17 protein-coding genes, 4 tRNA genes and 2 pseudogenes are annotated in these 18425 nt (G+C 60.5%); 5 read left to right on the top strand and 18 right to left on the bottom strand.

Annotation, left to right across the window (positions count from 1 at the left end):
• Window positions 1-9: 9 nt before the first annotated feature.
• Both HBA99_RS14790 and HBA99_RS14785 read right to left on the bottom strand, forming a co-directional pair.
• Window positions 10-900 carry an aldo/keto reductase gene (locus tag HBA99_RS14790; protein WP_030093709.1) on the bottom strand — a complete coding sequence of 297 codons (891 nt, stop codon included), beginning with the start codon at window positions 898-900 and terminating at the stop codon, window positions 10-12.
• Window positions 901-1163: 263 nt separating this feature from the next.
• Window positions 1164-1889, bottom strand: coding sequence for a sensor domain-containing protein (locus HBA99_RS14785; protein WP_131821658.1), 726 nt, complete (start codon window positions 1887-1889; stop codon window positions 1164-1166).
• A 238-nt stretch (window positions 1890-2127) separates the two neighbouring features.
• Here HBA99_RS14785 and HBA99_RS14780 point away from each other — a divergent pair, with 238 nt between their 5' ends.
• Window positions 2128-2370 carry a three-helix bundle dimerization domain-containing protein gene (locus HBA99_RS14780; RefSeq protein WP_057966051.1) on the top strand — a complete coding sequence of 81 codons (243 nt, stop codon included), beginning with the start codon at window positions 2128-2130 and terminating at the stop codon, window positions 2368-2370.
• Here HBA99_RS14780 and HBA99_RS14775 read toward each other — a convergent pair.
• Window positions 2351-2593, bottom strand: coding sequence for a hypothetical protein (locus HBA99_RS14775; protein ID WP_234795969.1), 243 nt, complete (start codon window positions 2591-2593; stop codon window positions 2351-2353). The two genes, HBA99_RS14780 and HBA99_RS14775, sit on opposite strands and share 20 nt — an antisense overlap.
• Before the next feature lie 235 nt (window positions 2594-2828).
• On the opposite strand from HBA99_RS14775, the pseudogene HBA99_RS14770 reads away from it, so the two are divergent.
• Window positions 2829-3643, top strand: a pseudogene (locus tag HBA99_RS14770) (carbon-nitrogen hydrolase family protein).
• A gap of 141 nt (window positions 3644-3784) precedes the next feature.
• On the opposite strand, the gene HBA99_RS14765 reads toward HBA99_RS14770, so the two are convergent.
• From HBA99_RS14765 to HBA99_RS14755, 3 genes are all read right to left on the bottom strand, one after another.
• Window positions 3785-3859 (bottom strand) — tRNA-Val (locus HBA99_RS14765).
• A gap of 9 nt (window positions 3860-3868) precedes the next feature.
• Window positions 3869-3942, bottom strand: a tRNA-Cys gene (locus HBA99_RS14760).
• 26 nt (window positions 3943-3968) lie between these two features.
• A tRNA-Gly gene (locus tag HBA99_RS14755) sits at window positions 3969-4041 on the bottom strand.
• 168 nt (window positions 4042-4209) lie between these two features.
• Here HBA99_RS14755 and HBA99_RS14750 point away from each other — a divergent pair.
• A tRNA-Val gene (locus tag HBA99_RS14750) sits at window positions 4210-4281 on the top strand.
• Window positions 4282-4470: 189 nt separating this feature from the next.
• On the opposite strand, the pseudogene HBA99_RS14745 reads toward HBA99_RS14750, so the two are convergent.
• Window positions 4471-4776: pseudogene (locus HBA99_RS14745) on the bottom strand (alpha/beta hydrolase); the annotation flags it as partial.
• A gap of 485 nt (window positions 4777-5261) precedes the next feature.
• Here HBA99_RS14745 and HBA99_RS14740 point away from each other — a divergent pair.
• A complete protein-coding gene (locus tag HBA99_RS14740) occupies window positions 5262-5474 on the top strand; it encodes a hypothetical protein (protein WP_131821659.1) in 213 nt (70 codons plus the stop codon).
• A 21-nt stretch (window positions 5475-5495) separates the two neighbouring features.
• A complete protein-coding gene (locus HBA99_RS14735) occupies window positions 5496-6746 on the top strand; it encodes a DUF6895 family protein (protein ID WP_131821660.1) in 1251 nt (416 codons plus the stop codon).
• A 65-nt stretch (window positions 6747-6811) separates the two neighbouring features.
• Here HBA99_RS14735 and HBA99_RS14730 read toward each other — a convergent pair whose 3' ends face one another.
• The 11 genes from HBA99_RS14730 to HBA99_RS14680 are packed head-to-tail and all read right to left on the bottom strand — an operon-like array spanning window position 6812 to window position 18289.
• Window positions 6812-7261, bottom strand: coding sequence for a VOC family protein (locus HBA99_RS14730; RefSeq protein ID WP_070931215.1), 450 nt, complete (start codon window positions 7259-7261; stop codon window positions 6812-6814).
• Entirely contained in the window at window positions 7258-7557 is a 300-nt protein-coding gene (locus tag HBA99_RS14725; protein WP_070952727.1) for a putative quinol monooxygenase, read from the bottom strand. The genes HBA99_RS14730 and HBA99_RS14725 overlap by 4 nt, the downstream gene beginning before the upstream one ends.
• A 13-nt stretch (window positions 7558-7570) precedes the next feature.
• Window positions 7571-8389 (bottom strand): ester cyclase, encoded by an 819-nt coding sequence (locus HBA99_RS14720; RefSeq protein ID WP_070931213.1) that lies wholly within the window; start codon window positions 8387-8389, stop codon window positions 7571-7573.
• Window positions 8382-9959: a GMC family oxidoreductase gene (locus tag HBA99_RS14715; RefSeq protein ID WP_070931212.1), complete on the bottom strand. Its 1578-nt coding sequence runs from the start codon at window positions 9957-9959 to the stop codon at window positions 8382-8384. Before HBA99_RS14715 ends, HBA99_RS14720 begins: the two co-directional genes overlap by 8 nt.
• Window positions 9956-10372: a hypothetical protein gene (locus tag HBA99_RS14710; RefSeq protein WP_070931211.1), complete on the bottom strand. Its 417-nt coding sequence runs from the start codon at window positions 10370-10372 to the stop codon at window positions 9956-9958. Before HBA99_RS14710 ends, HBA99_RS14715 begins: the two co-directional genes overlap by 4 nt.
• Entirely contained in the window at window positions 10350-11285 is a 936-nt protein-coding gene (locus HBA99_RS14705; protein ID WP_070931210.1) for a TIGR03619 family F420-dependent LLM class oxidoreductase, read from the bottom strand. Before HBA99_RS14705 ends, HBA99_RS14710 begins: the two co-directional genes overlap by 23 nt.
• On the bottom strand, window positions 11282-13366 hold the full coding sequence (gene glgX, locus HBA99_RS14700) for a glycogen debranching protein GlgX (RefSeq protein WP_070931209.1): 2085 nt from the start codon (window positions 13364-13366) through the stop codon (window positions 11282-11284). The genes HBA99_RS14705 and glgX overlap by 4 nt, the downstream gene beginning before the upstream one ends.
• Window positions 13359-15221: an AGE family epimerase/isomerase gene (locus HBA99_RS14695; RefSeq protein ID WP_070931208.1), complete on the bottom strand. Its 1863-nt coding sequence runs from the start codon at window positions 15219-15221 to the stop codon at window positions 13359-13361. The genes glgX and HBA99_RS14695 overlap by 8 nt, the downstream gene beginning before the upstream one ends.
• A gap of 1 nt (window position 15222) precedes the next feature.
• The gene (locus tag HBA99_RS14690) at window positions 15223-15819 is read right to left on the bottom strand and encodes a DJ-1/PfpI family protein (protein WP_070931207.1); all 597 of its coding nucleotides are present in this window, start codon (window positions 15817-15819) and stop codon (window positions 15223-15225) included.
• A gap of 12 nt (window positions 15820-15831) precedes the next feature.
• Window positions 15832-17436, bottom strand: a complete 1605-nt coding sequence (locus tag HBA99_RS14685; protein WP_070931206.1) for a thiamine pyrophosphate-binding protein — start codon at window positions 17434-17436, stop codon at window positions 15832-15834.
• Window positions 17426-18289: a type 1 glutamine amidotransferase domain-containing protein gene (locus tag HBA99_RS14680; RefSeq protein WP_199252970.1), complete on the bottom strand. Its 864-nt coding sequence runs from the start codon at window positions 18287-18289 to the stop codon at window positions 17426-17428. The genes HBA99_RS14685 and HBA99_RS14680 overlap by 11 nt, the downstream gene beginning before the upstream one ends.
• Window positions 18290-18425 lie beyond the last annotated feature (136 nt).

Raw genomic sequence — 18425 nt, 5'->3', positions numbered from 1 at the left:
GACTAACGGCTAGGCGGCGCGCCTGGCCAGCTGCTCCCGGTGCCATCTACTCCGCTCAGAATGGTGCGCCGAGAATCCCTCGTTGGGATGTGTCCCCAGCCGGCCGTTGGGTTTGTCGAACTGAACGAACACATCGAGATCCTCTGGGGACAAACTGAAATCGAAGATCTGAAGATTCTCCGCCAGCCGGCTCGGCGAGCAGGTCTTGGGAATCACCACATGTCCCAATTCGATATGCCAACGCAGGATGAGTTGCGCGGGGGTCTTGTTGTGTTTTGCGGCCAGCGCAGCCAGTGGGGAGTCCTCGGTGGTGCCGATTCCCTGGGCCAGCGGGCTCCAGGCCTCGGTGACAATTTCCCGATCGGAGTTGAACTGCCGCAACTTTCGCTGCTGGAAGTACGGGTGTAACTCCACCTGGTTGATCACCGGTAGTACGCCGGTCGCATCGACGATGGCGTGAACGTGCTCGGGCTCGAAATTGGACACCCCGATGGCGCGGATGCCGCCGGACAAATAGAGCTGCACGATCTGCTGCCAGGCGGTCACATACTGCCCGTGATCCGGTGCAGGCCAATGGATCAGGAACAGATCCACGTAGTCGGTGCCGAGCATGTCGAGGCTGCGCGCGAAAGCGCCCGCCACATCACAGAAGTCGTCTACCCACAACTTCGTGGTGATGAAGACGTCTTCACGGGGTATGCCCGAGCGGGCGATGCCCAGACCGACTCCTCGCTCGTTGCCATATCTGGTGGCGGTGTCGATATGTCGGTATCCGGTGTCAAGTGCTTGCCGGACAATGGTTTCCGCTTCGGCATCGGGGATTGCGGCGACGCCGAGCCCGAGCTGGGGGATGTCCACACCATTGTGGAAACGAACTTTCGGGACAGTGCATCGTTGCATGACGGACTCCAATCACTCTGCGGCTGAAGGAGCAGTGGAATTGATACCCGGGAGCGACACGTCCTTGTGACAGTTGAAACTGTAGAACTGTCAGTTGAATTCGGCATCTATGACGCTGCTCACAGAATCGCTGTGAACTTGCTGAAATCGCTGAACAGTAAGGGGATTTGGTGCCCGCAGAACTATTCGATTTACACGATCCTTACGTCCCGAGTGTCGCGATTGGTCCGTGTGCGATGGCAAAAACGAGCGCAGGCGGGGGCTTATGCGGTGGCGTTGGCCTTGACCAGGCGGGCCACGGATTGGGCTTTGTCACTCGTGGCGTCGGTGCGTCCGCGTACCGATACCTCGATGATGTACTGCGATGTCTGGATGGCAGCTCGTTGTGTTTGGCGTGGCGCCAGATGCTGCGGTCCGGTCGATTCGGTGACAATCGCATGCACAACATCTGATGAAATACGATCCTGCGCAACATTTTTGATTTCCACATTGGTTACCGCACCGGTCCCGGTGCCTCTTGTGGTGAACGGCTTGTCCTGGCAATGGCGCCAGTTGGCCTCGAGGTTGGTGAACCAGGTGCTGGCACTGCCCGGAGAATCCAGCTCAATAATCTGGATCTCTATTGTCGTTCCCGAACCAGTTCCCCGGATTTTCCAGCGTGTAGACCATTGCTGCTGTATCGCCTGACGTACCGGAGCTTCGGCGAATGTGGTGCCCCAACTGGGTGAGGCAGCGCCCAGGCACTCGACAGAACTTGTGCGGGTATCGGCGCTGTGGGCATTGGCAGCCGCGAGGTCGAGCCTTTCGACGCGCGGATCCGAATGGAGCCGGAGCGCCAAAAGTGAAGACATCTGGGCATCATCGGGCAGGATCTCGGCCGCCGAACCAACGTGTCCTTGACCCACATTCGCGGCGCCGGGAACCACACACCCGGCCAACAACCCGCCCGCGATGAACAGGCCAGCCAGCTGCACTCTTAGCGCTTGCACCAGCAATTTCTAATGCGGAAAAGACAGATGGTCAAGCCGCAAATATTGCCGGATTCTTTGTGTTTCAGCTACCGATAGGGTGAAAAAGTGAATGCTTACTTCACCCCGATGCAATGAGAAATGAACACCTGACGGCGAACTGTTCTCAGGTCAACCCAGCGGCGAGGCGCGCGCTCTGTGGTTAAGGGCATCTGAACTACCGGTTGACGGGCCAGGTGTCGTGGCTCACGCTTATGCCATGTCTGGAATGAGTGAGCAGGCATTAGTGGCGGCGGTCCAGCAGCGGTTGATGGCGATGTACTCGTGGTTGTCGGCCGAACACGTCTCGGCTGTGGTGCAGGGTGCGCACGCACAGTTCGTCGATTGCCGGGTGCGTGAGTTTGTGCCGTTGTTGGTAGAACGACGTGCCCGCGCGGAGTTGGCGACGGCGAGTTCGTCGAGTGCGGTGACGGCCGAGGGGGCTACCGCGCGTCTCGCGTAGCGGGGTACCGGTGATGTAGGCCGTCGATGAGCCGGTGGGCCTCGTAGAGGTCTCTGCGCATCGCGGCCGCCCGGCGGTGGTGATGCCGGTGGGTTGAGCTGTGCTTCGGGGTATGTCGGATGAGGTGCTCGGTCTTGGCCATGTTTTGTGACACTTCACTGACATGCTCGTAGAGCGATGCGAGGAGTGTGCGGGCCTGTGCCACAGAGGCATCCTCAGTCACGTGCGCATTTTTACATCTGAGCACTCACGTGTACAGCTACTTGCTAGGCCCGGCGAAAGCGCTTCAACTGTCTGTTGAATGGCCTGCATGGCTAGGCGTGGGATGGCCCTGGCGATGCCGGGTTCGCCGCCGCTGGCCGTACCCGGTTGTGCCGTAAAACTAGGCGTGTCGGATGCGTAAGAGTCGCGCGTGCCCCACGGTGGAAGGGACGCTGCGCCAGCTTGGAGGTTATCGAATTTCCACGAAACTAAGAGTCGCGGGCCTGCAGTCGGCCGGGAACCCGCGAATCCGGATGCCAACCTTGCTCAACTTGAGCAGGTCGCGAGAAGACTTGCAGGGCAAGCAGATCTGCTCATTACGCCTGAGCTGTTCGTCACCGGTTACGACATCGGAGACCGTTTACCCGATCTCGTGAGCGCCGACCATCTTGATGCCGTCTGCTCAATCGCTGAACGGAACAAGATTGCGATCATCGTGGGGCTGGCAGAGAGTGGTGCGGCGGGGGCGCTGTACAACAATGCTGTCTTTGTCGATGAGCGTGGCGCGGTGTGTGGCCGACACCGGAAGACTCACTTGTTCGGCGAGATCGATCGCGCCTATTTCACGCCGGGGAGCCAACCGGCGACCGTGGTGCGGTATCGCGGCGTCAACGTCGCCATGATGATTTGTTACGACGTGGAGTTTCCCGAGAATGTCCGGATGAGTGCCCTTGCCGGTGCGCATCTGCTTGCGGTGCCGACGGCACAGATGACGCCTTTCGAGTTCGTCGCCGATGTCGTGATCCGGGCACGAGCCTGGGAGAACCAGATCTATGTGGCGTACATCAACCACGACGGTGCCGAGAACGCGACGACATACGTCGGCCGGAGCAGCATCGTCGGACCCGACGGGGCTGTTCTCGACCGCATCGAATCCGGAACCGGCACGATCATCGCCGAGATAGATGCCGAAGCGGTACGCGTAGCGCAACAGGCCAATCCGTATCTGGCCGATGTGCGGCCCGAACTGAATTCCCCTCTGGTGGCGCCGCCGACTCGGTTACGTCAATGATCGGGTCAAGGGCCGTGAGGATGATTCTTTCCTCGTCGGGAAGTTCATCCTGGCGCTAAGTACATACAAGCTGCGCGGTGCACACGTGACGCAAGCCCAGTCTGCCGGGGAGAAAAACGCAGCGTAGCTGCAGTAAAACTGTGGTGCGCGATACTGGGATTGAACCAGTGACCTCTTCCGTGTCAGGGAAGCGCTCTCCCGCTGAGCTAATCGCGCGGGTCTTTATGGAGGTGGAGACGGGAATCGAACCCGTGTGCACGGCTTTGCAGGCCGTTGCCTCACCACTCGGCCACTCCACCGCTAGGGATGCTTGTCTACCCCTTCGAGCGGATGACGGGATTCGAACCCGCGACCCTCACCTTGGCAAGGTGATGCGCTACCAACTGCGCTACATCCGCGCGCAACGGATGAGATCGTCACCCGGTGCGAGTTGAAACAGTAGTCGAACGGAAGGTTTATTCACAAATCCCTTGCGTGCGCGGCCCGTCGGTGGCCGGACTGCGGCGTTTCCGGAGTCTCGTGCTAGCCTTTCACCTCGGTTGATCAGCCATCAACGATCAACATGCGGTCTCGTAGCTCAGTGGAAGAGCACTCGCCTCACACGCGAGGGGTCGCTGGTTCGAACCCAGCCGGGACCACACAAGAAGCACAGGCAGACCGAGATCTTCAACTCTGCACGCAGCGGAGAAACCACGCTCTGTACTCGTGAGAAGCCGCTAGGCCCAGTCCGGCGTCCACGAACGTCAGCGTCGTACTCCGCACGCTATAGACGTCGCTGACAGCCAGCCGGATAGCGAACGATTCTGACGCTGGACGCCAGCGATCTACTAGCGCCAGTCCAGCTCGGCCAGAAAGTTGTCGATGGCTGGCCATGTCTGTTGACGCCGGCCGACAGCGCCACGAGCCCGAGGTGGCTCGCCTCCACGGTGGTGAATCGAACGTCTGCCGATTTGAGCATCGTGACGCCGTGGTGCACACACTGCCACGCGCGGTGGCTGCCGAAGAGCTGGATCGGCAGTGTCAGAGCCGTCAGATCGAGGCTGTAGCCGACGACATTGACGACGCCCGCGGCGATCTCATCGTGATAGATGAATCGGCCCCGCATCTGCGACACTGCCCCGCCCCGGGTATCCCCGGCCTATCTGTTAGCTGATCAAGAGCCTTTCAATTGACCGGTCGATATACAACGGTTTGTGGCACGGTCGACACATGGGTGCATGGAGCTGGACTTGGACGGGACGCTGCACTGCTGAGGGCGAATTGGCCTCTGGCTAAAGGTATTTGGACATTAGAACCATCTCCTATCTGGTCGAGCTGACATGAGTTCAATGTGTGGGCACTCGCCCCCAGATAGCGGCGGTAGAGCTGCGGAACCCCAAAAAAAGACGCTGCCAAAGAGGTACCCGATCTGGTGTGTAGCCCCGATCCTGTCTGGCGTCGGATCGACGGTCACAGGTTCGTGTCTCCCGCCTGGCCAGTTGACTCAACCTGTTAGCGCCGATCCCATGATTAGCAGTCTTCTGGCTAAGGGATAGACGGCATCGCAAGCTTGTTTGGTGACCAACAACTGGGCTGGTTACTGCCAGTGCACTCAGCACAAGACTGTAGGAGGACGAACATGTCAGAGCCAGGAACATTACGGGAAGTAGTGGAAAGCGAGTCTGAGGAGATCCGTAAGCTTGCCGCGCATCTCGCTCAGGCCGGTGTCATCAATCTCGACGCTAACCTGCATGAGGCTATTGAGTCCGCTAAGCAAAAAGGCCTCGACCCGCAGAATCATCTCGTGTACGCAGGCAACAACATTCTTTTCAACAACAGGCACCCACGGTAACCCGTGATAGATCTGGGAGCGATGGCCCACACAGGTGCGTGTGGGCCATCGCGTACTTCTATATCTGAACTGCTTGATTGCCTGACGGAAATTCTTGAGCGTGCTGATGGCGGCCTCGAATGGACTGAATCTGACACCGGCGGACTGCCGAAGCTAGTGAAATTGGTCCAGGAGGTGGCCGTCCTAGCATTGTTGGCAAAACGGACCCTGGGTGACGTTCCTTCAGTCCGAAAGCTCTTTGAAGCCATTGCCGGCCGTAGGGATGTCATTGATCAACTTTTCAGCACCGCCTGGTTGCGTCCGCATTTTTGCTTCTCCTACGGGTTTGTTCATTCGTTGCTGGACTCAAATGGCTTAGGAGTTGCCCACGAGCACGAACAATTGACGAGAATCAGAGGAATCTGGGCCGAGCATCCGGTGTGGGCGGCCGAAAGGTTGCCGTTCCGTCTCCTGGACGACGCATGGATTACCTTCGTTAGCGGACACGGGTCGATCGAAGCTATAAGGGACAAGCAGGTATATGCGCGAACGGGGCTCGCGAACCTGCAGGCAGCGCCGTGGATGGGTGATGTTGGCTTGTACGCCATCACGCATACCGCGATGTACACCACGGATTTTGGTCTTCTGCCACCGCTAGATGCGGTCGAGCAGGGCTGGCTCGGTCCGCTCATGTTAGCGATGCTCCTTGAGGGCGACTATGACCTTGCTGGAGAGTTTGCTGCATCTTCACTGTATGTGGAGGGGCAGGCGTCGTGGGCTGAGATTGCTATCGTCTCGAATACTGCGGCGGCGGTGTTCGCGACCTGCGGTTATGTACCGTCGCCATCATTTGATGAAGCGGCGCGGCAGCGAGCAGTCGATTCTGATCAGTACGTTTGGTCTAACACGTATCACACAACCTTGGTATACGGCTTGTTGCACCTGGCGGCGGCAAAAGCCGATGCGACCGCGGCTGAGGCCCTCTTCTTGGCTAACAGAAGTGAAATATTGGAGGATGCTTCGCAACTCTCGCAGCCGCTCCAGGCAATCGCGGTCCGGGTCGAGCGAGTTTTCCGCTTGTGGCGGACCTTGATACCGGCAGGATATGCCAGCGACAAGTTACTGCGGTCCACGGTGGACGCCTTCTTGATTCAGGCCGTGCGCCGGGGATCTTTTCAAGACATAAATGCTCTATTAGGTATGACTGCCACGGTCGGTCCCAGCCCGGTAGATGCTGAGGTGCGAAGGATATTCGAGATTCAGATAGAGGTCGCCACCTTCGCATCGCAATAGTGCAGATCACGTATATGTTGTAGGACAAGGTTTTTCACAAGCTGGAATCGGTCGGGCAATGGGCATCAGTCCAGCAAGGCTTTGCCTGGTTCTGGAACATCTCGGTACCCCTGGCTTACCTCCACGGTGACGCCGTCCGGATCGGATAGCCACACACTCCGCCAACCGGGAATGTACTGATCGAAATCCAGCGGACCGAGTGTCACGACCGCTGCGGCCCCCATTTTCGTAAGTAGTGCGTCGACGTCATCCACCTGGAATGCGATGTGGCGCACGGACCCGGGGTGTTGTGGGCCGTCTGCTGAACTACTCAAAGCGACCCGAGTATCCACTGATACCCCGCCGAACAGTTCGAGGTACACGTCGCCGAGTCTCAGAAATATTGTTGTGCGGTATGGAGACTCGAACACCCGCGACCGGGTGAACCCGAACCAGGCGGAATAGAAATGCTCAGTCGCGGCCAGGTCCCGGCAATTGAGCGCAACGTGTGACCATCTGACGAATGACACGCTCATCTTTGTGGATCGATCTCGGTCACCGGCGCTACCGGCTCGCTGACAGGTGTTCCGGCGAGCAGTGGAGTGAACCGGTCCCAGGCCGGCGAGATGTTCACGAGGTGCTTGTCGAGGTCTGCTTGTGTATCCCACTGTTCGCAGAGGGTGAACCGCGTCGGGTCAGTTGTGTGATGGAGCCACAGGAACAACTGATTCCCGGCGTCGGCCCGGGCCAGCCGCTGTATCTCGGCAAGCTGTGCCAGCGCTGCATCCTCCTGGCCGGGTTTGACGTTGATGTTCATCAGAAATGAAGGCATGTTGGTTCCCTCTCTAGGCGCCCGGAAGCGGGACACCGAGTTGTTTCATGAGGCCCGCGGTATCGGCTTGCACCCATCGTTCGGCGATTAGTCCGTCGGAGAGCTGGTATACCTCGATGCTCGTCCAGGACACGGCTCGGCCTGTTGGTTGGCGTCCGAGGAACGGCCCCACATGGCGGCCAGTAAACGTGATGTGGATGACAACCTTCCCGCCGTCGGCGGGGTAGATAAGATCCTGGTTCGAGGTGAAGTCCAGCGCCTTGTGGGCAGAACTGATGATGTCTTTCAGTTCATCCAGATTGCGCGCGCTCCACGCGGGGTTATGGTCCACGAACTCTGCAGAGAACAGTGCGTCCATGTCGCCGTACCGACGCTCGTTGACAACGTCGTTGAGGCGCTTAATGAGTGCCACGTTGGCGCCGTCGGGGGAGAGCTGCTGGGACAGGCCGTATAGGTCATCCTGTGACCAGCGTTCGACGAACTTGCCGCTGGCCACTCGCCATATCTCGAGGGTCTCCCAGGTAACGGCCCTTCCCGTCGGTGCGTAGCCCAGGAAGGTGCCGACATGCCGCCCCAGTAACCGGCATCGGGTGATCACACGGTCGTCGAACGCGGCCACGTAATCGAGTTCGGCTCGGAGCTCTAGGGCTTCTCTGGCCGTGCGCAGGCTGTCGATGTAGGCGCTCAAGGTATGGGTATTTCCAAAACCTGCGTGATGGGCGATGAACCGCTCATCAACAACCGTCGATAAATCCTCGTAGCGCCCGGCGTTGAACAACTCCAGGAAGCGCCGATAGAGCCTAGATTGAGGGTCTGGTCCGGGCTCAGTCATTGAGTCTCCTTGCCTTCTTGATGAATTCGGCGGCTCGTTCGCCAATCATGACGCACGGGGCATGGGTGTTGCCGGACGTGATCGACGGCATGATCGATGCATCAGCGATCCAGAGATTCTCCACGCCGTGCACCCGAAGCGTGGGGTCGACCACTGAGCCATCGTCACTGCCCATGCGGCAGGTGCCTACGGGGTGCCATAACGTGCTAGCCGCGGCAGAGATGAATGTGGCGAGCTCGCTCTTGTCGGTCATCGACGGGCCAGGTGCAAGTTCGGCACCACGAAGTTCATCGAATGCGCTGGCATGAACGATATCCCGCGCCAGCTCGATGCCTTCGATCAGCACAGCGGTATCGGCGGGATCAGACAGGTACCGCGGCTGCACCCGGGCGTTCGCCAGTGGGTCGGCGCTAGCGAGAAGCACCTCTCCTCTGCTGTGCGGCTGAATGGCCACCGGCCCGAAGGTGAATCCAGGGCCGGCCAGCTGATCTGAAGAAGCATTGGGGGGAAGGAACTTACCAGTACCGAACGTCATCTGCAGGTCGGGGGGTGAGTCGGTATTCTGCAGCGTGGTTCTGGTGAACAAACCTGCCTCGGAAACCAGCTCCGCATCTGGGTATGCGATCTTGGAGTCGTAGGTCACGCCCACGAAAATGTGGTCTTGCAGGTTCTGGCCGACCTCCGGCGTGTGATGTAGGCAATCAATGCCGTGTTCTTTCAGTTCCGCTGCCGGTCCAATACCCGAGAGCATCAGTAGTTTTGGGGTCTCGAACGCGCCAGCACTGAGTATTGCGCCTTGGTCGACGTGTACCGTGCGCCGCTGGCCGTCCGTGAGATACTCGACTGTTTTTACGGCACCGCCGGTGAATCCGATGTGGGTGACCTGTGATCGGGTGAGCACCGTGAGATTGCTCCGCCGACGGATGGGGTGCAGGTATCCCGTTGCGGTGCTGCACCGCGTGCCGATCTTGGTGCGATTGGTTTGATACCCGAATCCGAACCCATCTTGGTGCTCGCCGTTGTAATCACGATCGTCTGTGCTGTAACCAATTTCGTCGGCGGCTCGAATAAACGCCTCTGCCGCAGGTGTCAGATTGGCGTGTTTCCACACGCTGACCGGCCCATCGCCGCCGCGCCATGCAGTGCTGCGCCCAAGGAACTCCTCGCAGTGCCTGAAGTAAGGAAGTACGTCGGCGTAGGACCAGCCCGCTGCACCTGTTTGAGCCCAGTGGTCGTAGTCGCGGGAGTTTCCTCGTACCCACACGAGGGCATTGATCGATCCACAGCCGCCCACAACCTTGCCGCGTGCGATGGGTATGGTGCGGTTTCCGAGATATTCCTGCGGCAGGGTCTCGTAGCCCCAGTCGATGTCCGGCGGGCCCGCGGCATCCCACAGCGCGAATGCTGAGGCGAGGCTGACATCATGAATCTCAGGGTGATCGTCCCAGCCCCCGGCCTCGATAACCAGCACCGAGCAGGCCGGGTCTTCGCTCAGTCGGCTTGCAACAACGCATCCCGATGAGCCGGCTCCGACAACCACGTAATCGACGAACAGCGGTGCAGTTCTCATGAGGTGCCTGTCTCCAGGTCTATCAGTTTGACGACGTAATACTTCTGAATGCGCGGCTCCCCGGAAGCTTTGTCGTACTGAAGAACCCATGCTTGTGTCGCGCGCTGCGCGATGAGCTTCCCGTCGGCGACATTGGTCGCCCGCCATACGACGCTGACTCCGAGGCGGTACAGGTTCTCGTCGGGGCGGTGCTGTATTTCGATTCGCTCGACATCGTGGTCCTGGTCGGCAAACGCCTCGCCGACGGCTGCGTACCAGGACGTGAAGTCGTCGATGGAGCGAAGCGTGCGCTCGGGGAATATCATCTCCAGCCCCGTGGCTGCTAGGCAGGCCGTCAGCTCGCCCACCGGTGCATGCGCACTGAGGAGGCTGAACCACCGGTCGACGAACTCACGGATTTGTGCTGTGCCCATGGCTCTCCTCGTGGCGGGGCGTGGATATGGGCGCCGGCATCGCGCCGATCGCCGCTGGTGCGTGTGCCCGGATAAAGGCACGTAATTCAGCAATCGTTAGGCCATCTGGGGGAAAGAGCACGATGCGGTCAGCGCCGGCGGCGCCAAAGGCGTCGATTTGCGCTGCGCCGACGGTAGCACCCTGAGGCGGGGTCACCGTGATCTGGATTCGGCCCAGCTCCTCTGCGCGAGAGTTGTTACGGACCATGGTGTCTAGCGCATTCTTGGCCTCAGCAAGTGCATCGGGAGTCATGCCCCACGCGTACCAGCCATGGGCATGGGTGGCGGCCTCGCGTAGGGCGCGCGTGGACGCACCGCCGACGACGGTGTGGAGGCTGCGTTGCAGGGGGCGCGGATGCGCGTCGACTTGTGAGAAGCTCACGTGGCTGCCTGTGTAGGCGGGCTTTTCGGTATGCCAGAGTGCCCGCATGGCCCTCAGGTACTCATTGCTGCGGGAAGCCCTGTCGGCAAAGGGAACTCCGACCGCATCGAAAGACTGCTCAAGATATCCGTTGCCGTAACCGAAGATAAGCCGCCCGTTGCAGAGCACATCAAGTGAGGCGAGCTGCTTGGCAAGAAGCAGCGGATTATGCAGTGGCAAAATAACTACTCCGGTGGCCAGCTTGATGGTTCGTGTCACGCCTGACAGATGGGCGAGAGTGATCAGCGGGTCGACGAGCTCGAGTGCCGGATCGAAGGGACTGCCGGATTCAGGGGAGTCTGGTAGGACCACGTGCTCACCAGCCCAGAGGGAGTCGTATCCGAGTTCTTCTGCCAGGGTGGCAATTTCCCCGAGTGCGGCCGGATGAACGGTCGGCTGCATATTGACGGCGAACAGGCCAACTGTCGGGCGGTCATTGTCTTGTGGCGTCACGTCGTGCTCCTGGTATCGATAGTGTCCGGTTTTTGCAGTGCGACGAAGACTATGAGCGAGCGGGCCGGCACCGCAGCTGAGCTGCTTGCGGTATGGCTGCCTCGTCCGAGTGGGTGGGCGGTATCGAGCGCCACCGCCCAGGACCGCCCGCGCTCTGTTGCTGGCAAGTTGAATTCGATGTTCTCCCAGTGCGCGTTGAAGCACAGCAGGAAGGAGTCGTCCCGTATCGGCAGGCCCGCGCTGTCCGGCTCGGGGATGGCATCTCCGTTGAGCTGGACCATGAGTGCCTTGGCCCAGTCGGCGTCCCAATCGTTCTCACGCATCACCACGCCCGCAGGCGTGAGCCAGGTGATCTCTGCGCAACTGGCGGTGGGGCAAGGGCGGAAGAATCGCCGGCGCTGGAACACCGGGTGGCGTCCGCGCAGAGCTATGACCCGCCGCGTGAACTCGAGTAGGTCCGAGTCGACAGCCGTGAGCGACCAGTCCATCCATACCAGGGGGGAGTCCTGGCAGTAGGCATTGTTGTTGCCCTGCTGGGTCCGCCCAAATTCGTCGCCGTGCAACAGCATGGGCGTTCCCTGGCTGAGCACGGTGGTGGCGAGGAAGTTGCGGCGCTGCTGCGCCCGTAACGCCAGCACGGCCGGGTCGTTTGTGGGCCCCTCGGTCCCACAGTTCCATGACCGATTGTCGTCATTCCCGTCGTTAGAAGGGTTGTCCTGGTTATGTTTGGTGTCGTACGAGACAAGGTCGTTCAGCGTGAACCCGTCGTGGCAGGTGACGTAGTTGATGCTTGCGCTGGGGCGGCGGCGAGACGGGCCGTACAGGTCTGAGGAGCCCGCGAACCGGGTGGCGAACTCTCCCAGCGAGCTGAGCTGGCCCCGCCAGTAGTCGCGCATGGTGTCCCGGTAGCGCCCATTCCACTCCGACCATTGGGCGGGAAAGTTGCCTATCTGGTAGCCATCTGCGCCGTTATCCCACGGTTCGGCAATCAGTTTGACGCGGCTGATCACTGGGTCCTGCTGAACGAGGTCGAAGAAGGCCGACAACTTGTCGACGTCATGGACTTCCCGAGCCAGTGCGGCAGCTAGGTCAAACCGGAAGCCGTCCACGTGCATCTCGAGCACCCAGTACCGAAGCGAGTCCATAATCAGCTGCAGCACCGAAGGCTGGCCGGCATTGAGAGTATTACCTGTGCCGCTGAAGTTTTCGTAGCGTGAGAGATCGTCGGCGACCAGGTGATAGTAGGAGGGGTTATCGATACCGCGGAAGCTCACGGTTGGCCCAAGTTCATTGCCTTCGGCGGTGTGGTTGTAGACAACATCGAGAATCACCTCCAGTCCTGCCTGGTGTAGGGCATGGACCATCGCCTTGAATTCGTCAACGGCGTCTTCGGGGGTACTTGTGGACGCGTACTGGGCGTGCGGTGCGAAGAACCCAATGGTGTTGTAGCCCCAGTAGTTCCGCAGTCCGCGATCAAGGAGCCAGCCATCGTGCATGAACTGGTGTACGGGCATTAGTTCCACAGCGGTCACACCTAGGGCTGTTAGATGCTCAAGAACTTCTGGGTGTGCCATTCCGGCGTAGGTGCCGCGCAGTCCATGAGGCACGGCGGGGTGCGCGGCCGTCATGCCCTTGACGTGTGCTTCGTAGACGATGGTTTCGTGGTACGGGCGATCAGGCTTGGTATCACCGGCCCAGTTGAAACGTGCGGGGTCGATGACAACGCCCGTCATCGTGTGCGGGGAGTCTGTAAGGTCACCTACATCGAAGGCCTTGGCATAGGGATCGAGCAGGAAGGCTGAAGGGTCGCAGCGCAATCCGCGGGCGGTGTCGAAGGCGCCCGCCACACGGTACCCGTAGCGCTGCCCCGGCCTGATCCCCGGCAGGTAGGCGTGCCAGATACCGCCGTCCACCTCGGTCAGCGGCACCGAGATCTCGTCGCCCTGGGCCCCGACCAGGCACAGTGTTACTGACTCGGCTATCTCGCTGTACAGCGCGAAGTTTGTGCCCGCTGCGCCGTCGTAGGTCGCGCCGAGTGGGTACGCCTTACCCGGCCGTGCGACTAGCGCATCGCTAGACATGCATACCCAGGGTGAGGGAGGGGGAGTGGCGGGGGTCGTTGTCGAGTCGCACCCGGATGGTGAGCCCCGTTGTGGACTCGGGGAGCGTCACCGTGAGATTGGCGCTGTCGTACTTGTCGTAGAGCTCGCCGTTGACGAGCACCGACGCGATGAAGACTGAACCTTGCGTCAGTGTGTCGGGCGCTACTCGGAGGATGTTGCCCGGGAAGTTCTGATCCGGTGCGGGTTTGAACCACAGATACAGTGGCTCCTTCCGGAGCATCAGTGCGGTGTAAACCGCTGACAGGTAGCACAACTCAGCCGAGTGGTACATCCCCATCGAATGCGAGCCCTTACCGCCTTCCTCTCCTACCCCGTAGGGCATGCCGCTGGCCAGCACGGTGGGGAAGACGCCACCGAAATCGTGATCGAGGAAGTTGGCGTTGTAGAAGGCCGCGGCCTCGAACGCTTCGTTTTCGTAGAGGGGGTCAACGCGGGCCGCCAGGATTAGGTAAGCCAGAATCGCTTGCTCCTGCTGCCACCAAGCCTTCCGGTCATGCCAGGTGAAGCGGTCGGTGGCGAACAGTGCGCGTTCGAGCACGTCGTACCAGCCACCGCGCCGCACGTCCAGCCCGTAGTTGGGCATGGTGTGCGCGATTCTCGTGGCATAGCCGAGTAGCCGAGGGTCCTCGGAGAGCACCGACATCCGTATGAAGTTCCACGCGATCTTGAGGTTGTGCCCGACGACCGCGCGGTCTTGCTGCCATCCCCAGTTCTCGTCGACGGTCCAGTCGGCGTTGAATCGTTCACGTACAAAAGGAGTTTCCTCAACACGGGTCCGCAGGCCGCTCTGCGGGAAGTGTGTGGCAATGATGCCAAAGGTGTAGGTGAGCATTTCCAGGTATTGAGGGTCGCCGGTGCTCAGGTAGAGATTGAACAAGTACGCCGGAGCATGATCGCCGTTTGAGTTCCAGTTCTTTTTCGCCTTGTTCTGCCCCAGTCGCGATGATTGCGAACCCCAGGTCTCAGGATCGATGTGTGAGTAGTACCCCTCGAGCAGGGGGTCTTTGAAATAGATATCGAAGAGCCGGACGGTCTGCTGGATGGCCTCCAGGAGCGCGGGATCACCTGTAGCCCGGTAGGTCTGGGTGAGGCCGGCGAGCGCGTAGATCTGTTCGTACGCGGGGATCGAACCGCGGTCGTCCGGGAACTGGGAGGCCAGTATCTTGTTTGTCTGACCGGGGGTGACCTCAAGACGGTGATACCAGAGGGTTTCCTTCCCGAAGGGATCGCGCTCCCCTGCAAGTTCGGACATCCGCATGTTTTCGAGCATGTAAGCGCAGCCCGCCGTGGCCACCGTTAAATGGTCATCGTTGCCGGTCAGCAAGAAGGACGATGCCATGCCGTAGATGAGCCGGGACAGCACCGCGGTTTCCTGGATATCCCCGTGCTTGCGGCCCGAGCGGTCCAGGTTGGTGCGGTACTGCTGGAAGTCGATGGGGCCGTCGCCGAACTGTGCATTGCGATAGAAGTTGGCGATCTGTGTGATCTGCGTGATCCACCAGGTGGGCTCCATGATGGGGTTGCCGTCGAGTGCTCCGACGATGGTGATGGTGCTGGCGTAACGCCTGGTGCCGCTTTCGTAGGGGACGATCGGCCCGTAGGCAATGATTAACGCGTTCTGCGGCACCCGGCCGGCGAATAGATCGGCTGTCCCGTCGACGTATTCCTCGCCGAGATTGCGCAGCCGTTGGACGCTGGTGCGGGTGTTCATCTCTAGGCGCAGCAGCTCTCCGTCGATGCCCCGCAGCGTCAGGTGGTCCTCGTGTAACTCGTCGAGATAGCCCATCACCGAGTCCGAGTATGTCTCTACCATGTCACACCAGGCCTTTCGTCGATCGGAGTTTGTCGATGAGTGCGGCGGTGAAAATCTGATGGTGGTCCGCGGTGCGGGCAGTTACCAGATCGCCGTCATCGACCAGATCACTGTCGGTGTAATGAGCGCCCATGTTCCGGGCATCGCCAACGAGGTTGTTATGGCATGTCACAGGGCGGCCAGCGATCAGCTCGGGAAGCAAAGCCGAGAGCCAAAGCCCGTGACAAATAATACCTTTGACGATCCGCTTGTCGCCGAAAGCCTGGCGCAGCAGCTCCAGAGCCGGGGGGATACCGCCCGGCACTTCGGAGTAGCGCAGCCTGTCCGAAACGAAGCCGCCGGGGATGATCAAGGCGTCTAGCTGGGCTAGCCCCTCACCCAGGAATGGCCGCAGGTCCTCGATTGGCAGGTCGAGTGGTATGTGGAAGTCGTGGTCGGTGAACGTGGGCGGTGTGCTGCTCCAGAGCCTGGTGATGAGGCGCACGACGGCGCCTTCTTCAGCGAATCTATCGACGTAGTAATGAATCTCGCGGTAGATGTAGTCGCTCTCGATGAACACGCCAATCTCGGTGCCCTTCAGTGGTCGCTGTGTCGCCATATTCGCTCCCGTTTAGACTGTCGCGTCGATGAGGTAGGGGCCGTCGTGGTTGAGCATCGCGGTAACGGCGTCTTCGGCGTCGCTTGCCTTTTCCACCTGCTGCGCCTGTATGCCCATCGACAGTGCAAGATTCACGAAATTCACTGAGGGCGCTAGCCCAAAAGAGCTGGGGTGCTGGTGTTCCGGAGTTCCTTGGGTGTGCCAGTAGTGTTCGATGTTGTTATCGAGGAGCTTGTATCGCTGGTTGTTGCAGATCACCACCTTGATGGCAAGCCCGTAGCGGTGTGCGGTCCACAGTGCCTGCGGTGTGTACATCGCACCCCCGTCGCCGGTGAAGGCGATCACTTCGCGATTGGGGCAGGCGAACTTGGCCCCGACCACTCCTGGTATGCCGACCCCCAACGACCCGCCGCGGGTGAGCAGATAGTCCCCAGGTGTCTGTGAAGCCAGGTAGCGGGTGACGAGCGGGGAGCATGTCAGTGCCTCATCGAAGACGAGGCGGTGGCGCGCCTGCACGGCGATTGACCGGATGACGGCCTCCAGCGGTGAAGTGCTGGTGAGCTCGGGAAGAGTGAAAGTCTGTGTAGCGTCATCTTTTTGGTCGGGACAGAACCGGCCGAGGATGGCCAGTAAGCGCGCCAGGCTGTATTTGGGGTCACCGAGAATCCCGAGGTCTACGGGAAAGTTCTTCCCGATCGATGACACATCCAAATCGATGTGCACGATGTTCGCGTCCGGATGAAATGGCGAGTGCAGGTCCGGGTACACCTCGGGGAAGACGTAGGTACCGACAATCAGAACCGACCGGGCATCGGCAAGTAGCCGGGTGCTGTCCTGGCCGTACATATGGCCGAGCTGCCCACGGTAGCTGGGGTTCTCGCTGCTCATGTTGGTCCCGGAATCGTTGGCGCCATACACATCCGCGCCGAGTGCCTCCGCTGCGCGGGCGAGCTCGGCCTGCGCGCCACTGGCGGTGATACCGTCTCCCATCACGATCACCTTGCGACCGGGCACATTGAGCAGGCCGACGGCTTTCGTCAGCACCGCATCAGACGGGGCGACTCGGGTGACCGGGGGGCATACCGCGCGGACATCCTCGTCGGTCTCTTGGTCGAGGAGGTCCGCGGGCAGCACTACCACAACGGGCCCGCATGGCGGGGTAAGTGCCGTCTGGATGGCGCGGCGCAACACTCGCAGTGTGGATTGTGGGTGTAACACACGAAAAACGTTCTTACTCACAGGTTTTGCCATGCCGACCAAGTCGGCAGCCATCTGTGCCTCGAAGGCGTCAAAGGTCAGGCCAGCCTCGCCCACGAGGACTAGCAGTGGGCTGCCTCCCCGCATCGCCTGGTAGAGCATGCCGATGCCGTTGCCCAGGCCGACGCCACTGTGAAGCTGTGCGACGGCCAAACGTTGTCCTGCCCGTGCGTACCCGTCCGCGATGCCGATGGCTGCCGCCTCCTGCAGTGCGAGCACATAGGCGATGGCGGAATGCTCGATCTCGTCGATGAGGCCTTGCTCGATGGTGCCGGGGTTGCCGAAGACGTATTGCACGCCCTGCGCCTCAAGTTGCTCCACCACCGCTCGGCGGGCGGGCCGCAGTGGGCTACCACCCATAGCGGCGCAATCCGTGTTCCAGTACCTCCACGACGAGCTGCCCGGTCAGCTGGGAATCGGGAGTAGAGCGGCCGGTGACAAACGGATAGTCCACCAATGCCGACAGCCGCCTACCGACGTTGCCGTGGAAGCCACCTGCCGGGCCAGTCGCGTCCCGCAGGATGTACTCAAGCGGATAAGGGGGAGGCCCCATGTTCAGGTCGGTACCTACGAACCCGGTCCCGTCCTTGTAGTCGTATTCCTTGGGGTGGCCGGTGACGTGCTTGCCCTCCAGGATGCTGCGTCTGGTGCCCCAATCGCGAGCGAATGCTAGACAGGTAACTCCGTAGCACTCGGCGGCGATTACCTTGCCGTCCGCGACGAAGCCAAGGATGAGCGCATGTAGGCGTTCGTTGTTGGCCAAATCCACGATGGGACCGCTGCCGCCCACGATGAGAAGGCCGTCGTAACCGGAAACCAACGCCGCCACCGCGGTTGCAAGATCCTGGTTATACCTCTCGAGCGCCCGTAGGTAGTTCACATCGCTCAGGTAGGGGCGCTCGGGAATCAATCGGTGCAGGCTTACCGGATTATCAAGGCGCGGTGAGTTATTCCATTCCTTCGCCTTGGCCGCCATCTCGGCGGTGGTTACTGCGCGGCCGAGCGGCGGATCGACAAAGTTCTCGTCAAGGCTGGGGGGGAGGGCGATGGGGCGCTTTCCTGTCGGGGTCGCGAACGTCAGCTCATAGCCCGCGGAGTCGAACACTTCGGCGGGGCCGACCAGTTCCTCACCCCAGTAGCCGAACTCCGACAGGACAATCAAGATCTTCTTCGGCACCACGAGCCCCTCCTGGTAGTTCTGTTCGCCAACCATAGTCTCGCAATTCCTATTCAGCACCGTTACGTCATGGACACAGGCGTGACTGTCTCGGTACGGTCCGCTACGTGCCTATGGGTGAGCGGCCCGGCCAGGGGTCGTTCTCGCCAAGTCTGGGCAGGGGGCCGGTGGC

This window comes from Mycobacteroides chelonae (genome assembly GCF_016767715.1).
In the GTDB taxonomy this organism is placed as follows: domain Bacteria; phylum Actinomycetota; class Actinomycetes; order Mycobacteriales; family Mycobacteriaceae; genus Mycobacterium; species Mycobacterium gwanakae.
The sequence above is the reverse complement of the archived record's forward strand: the minus strand, read 5'-3'. Positions and strand labels throughout refer to the sequence as shown.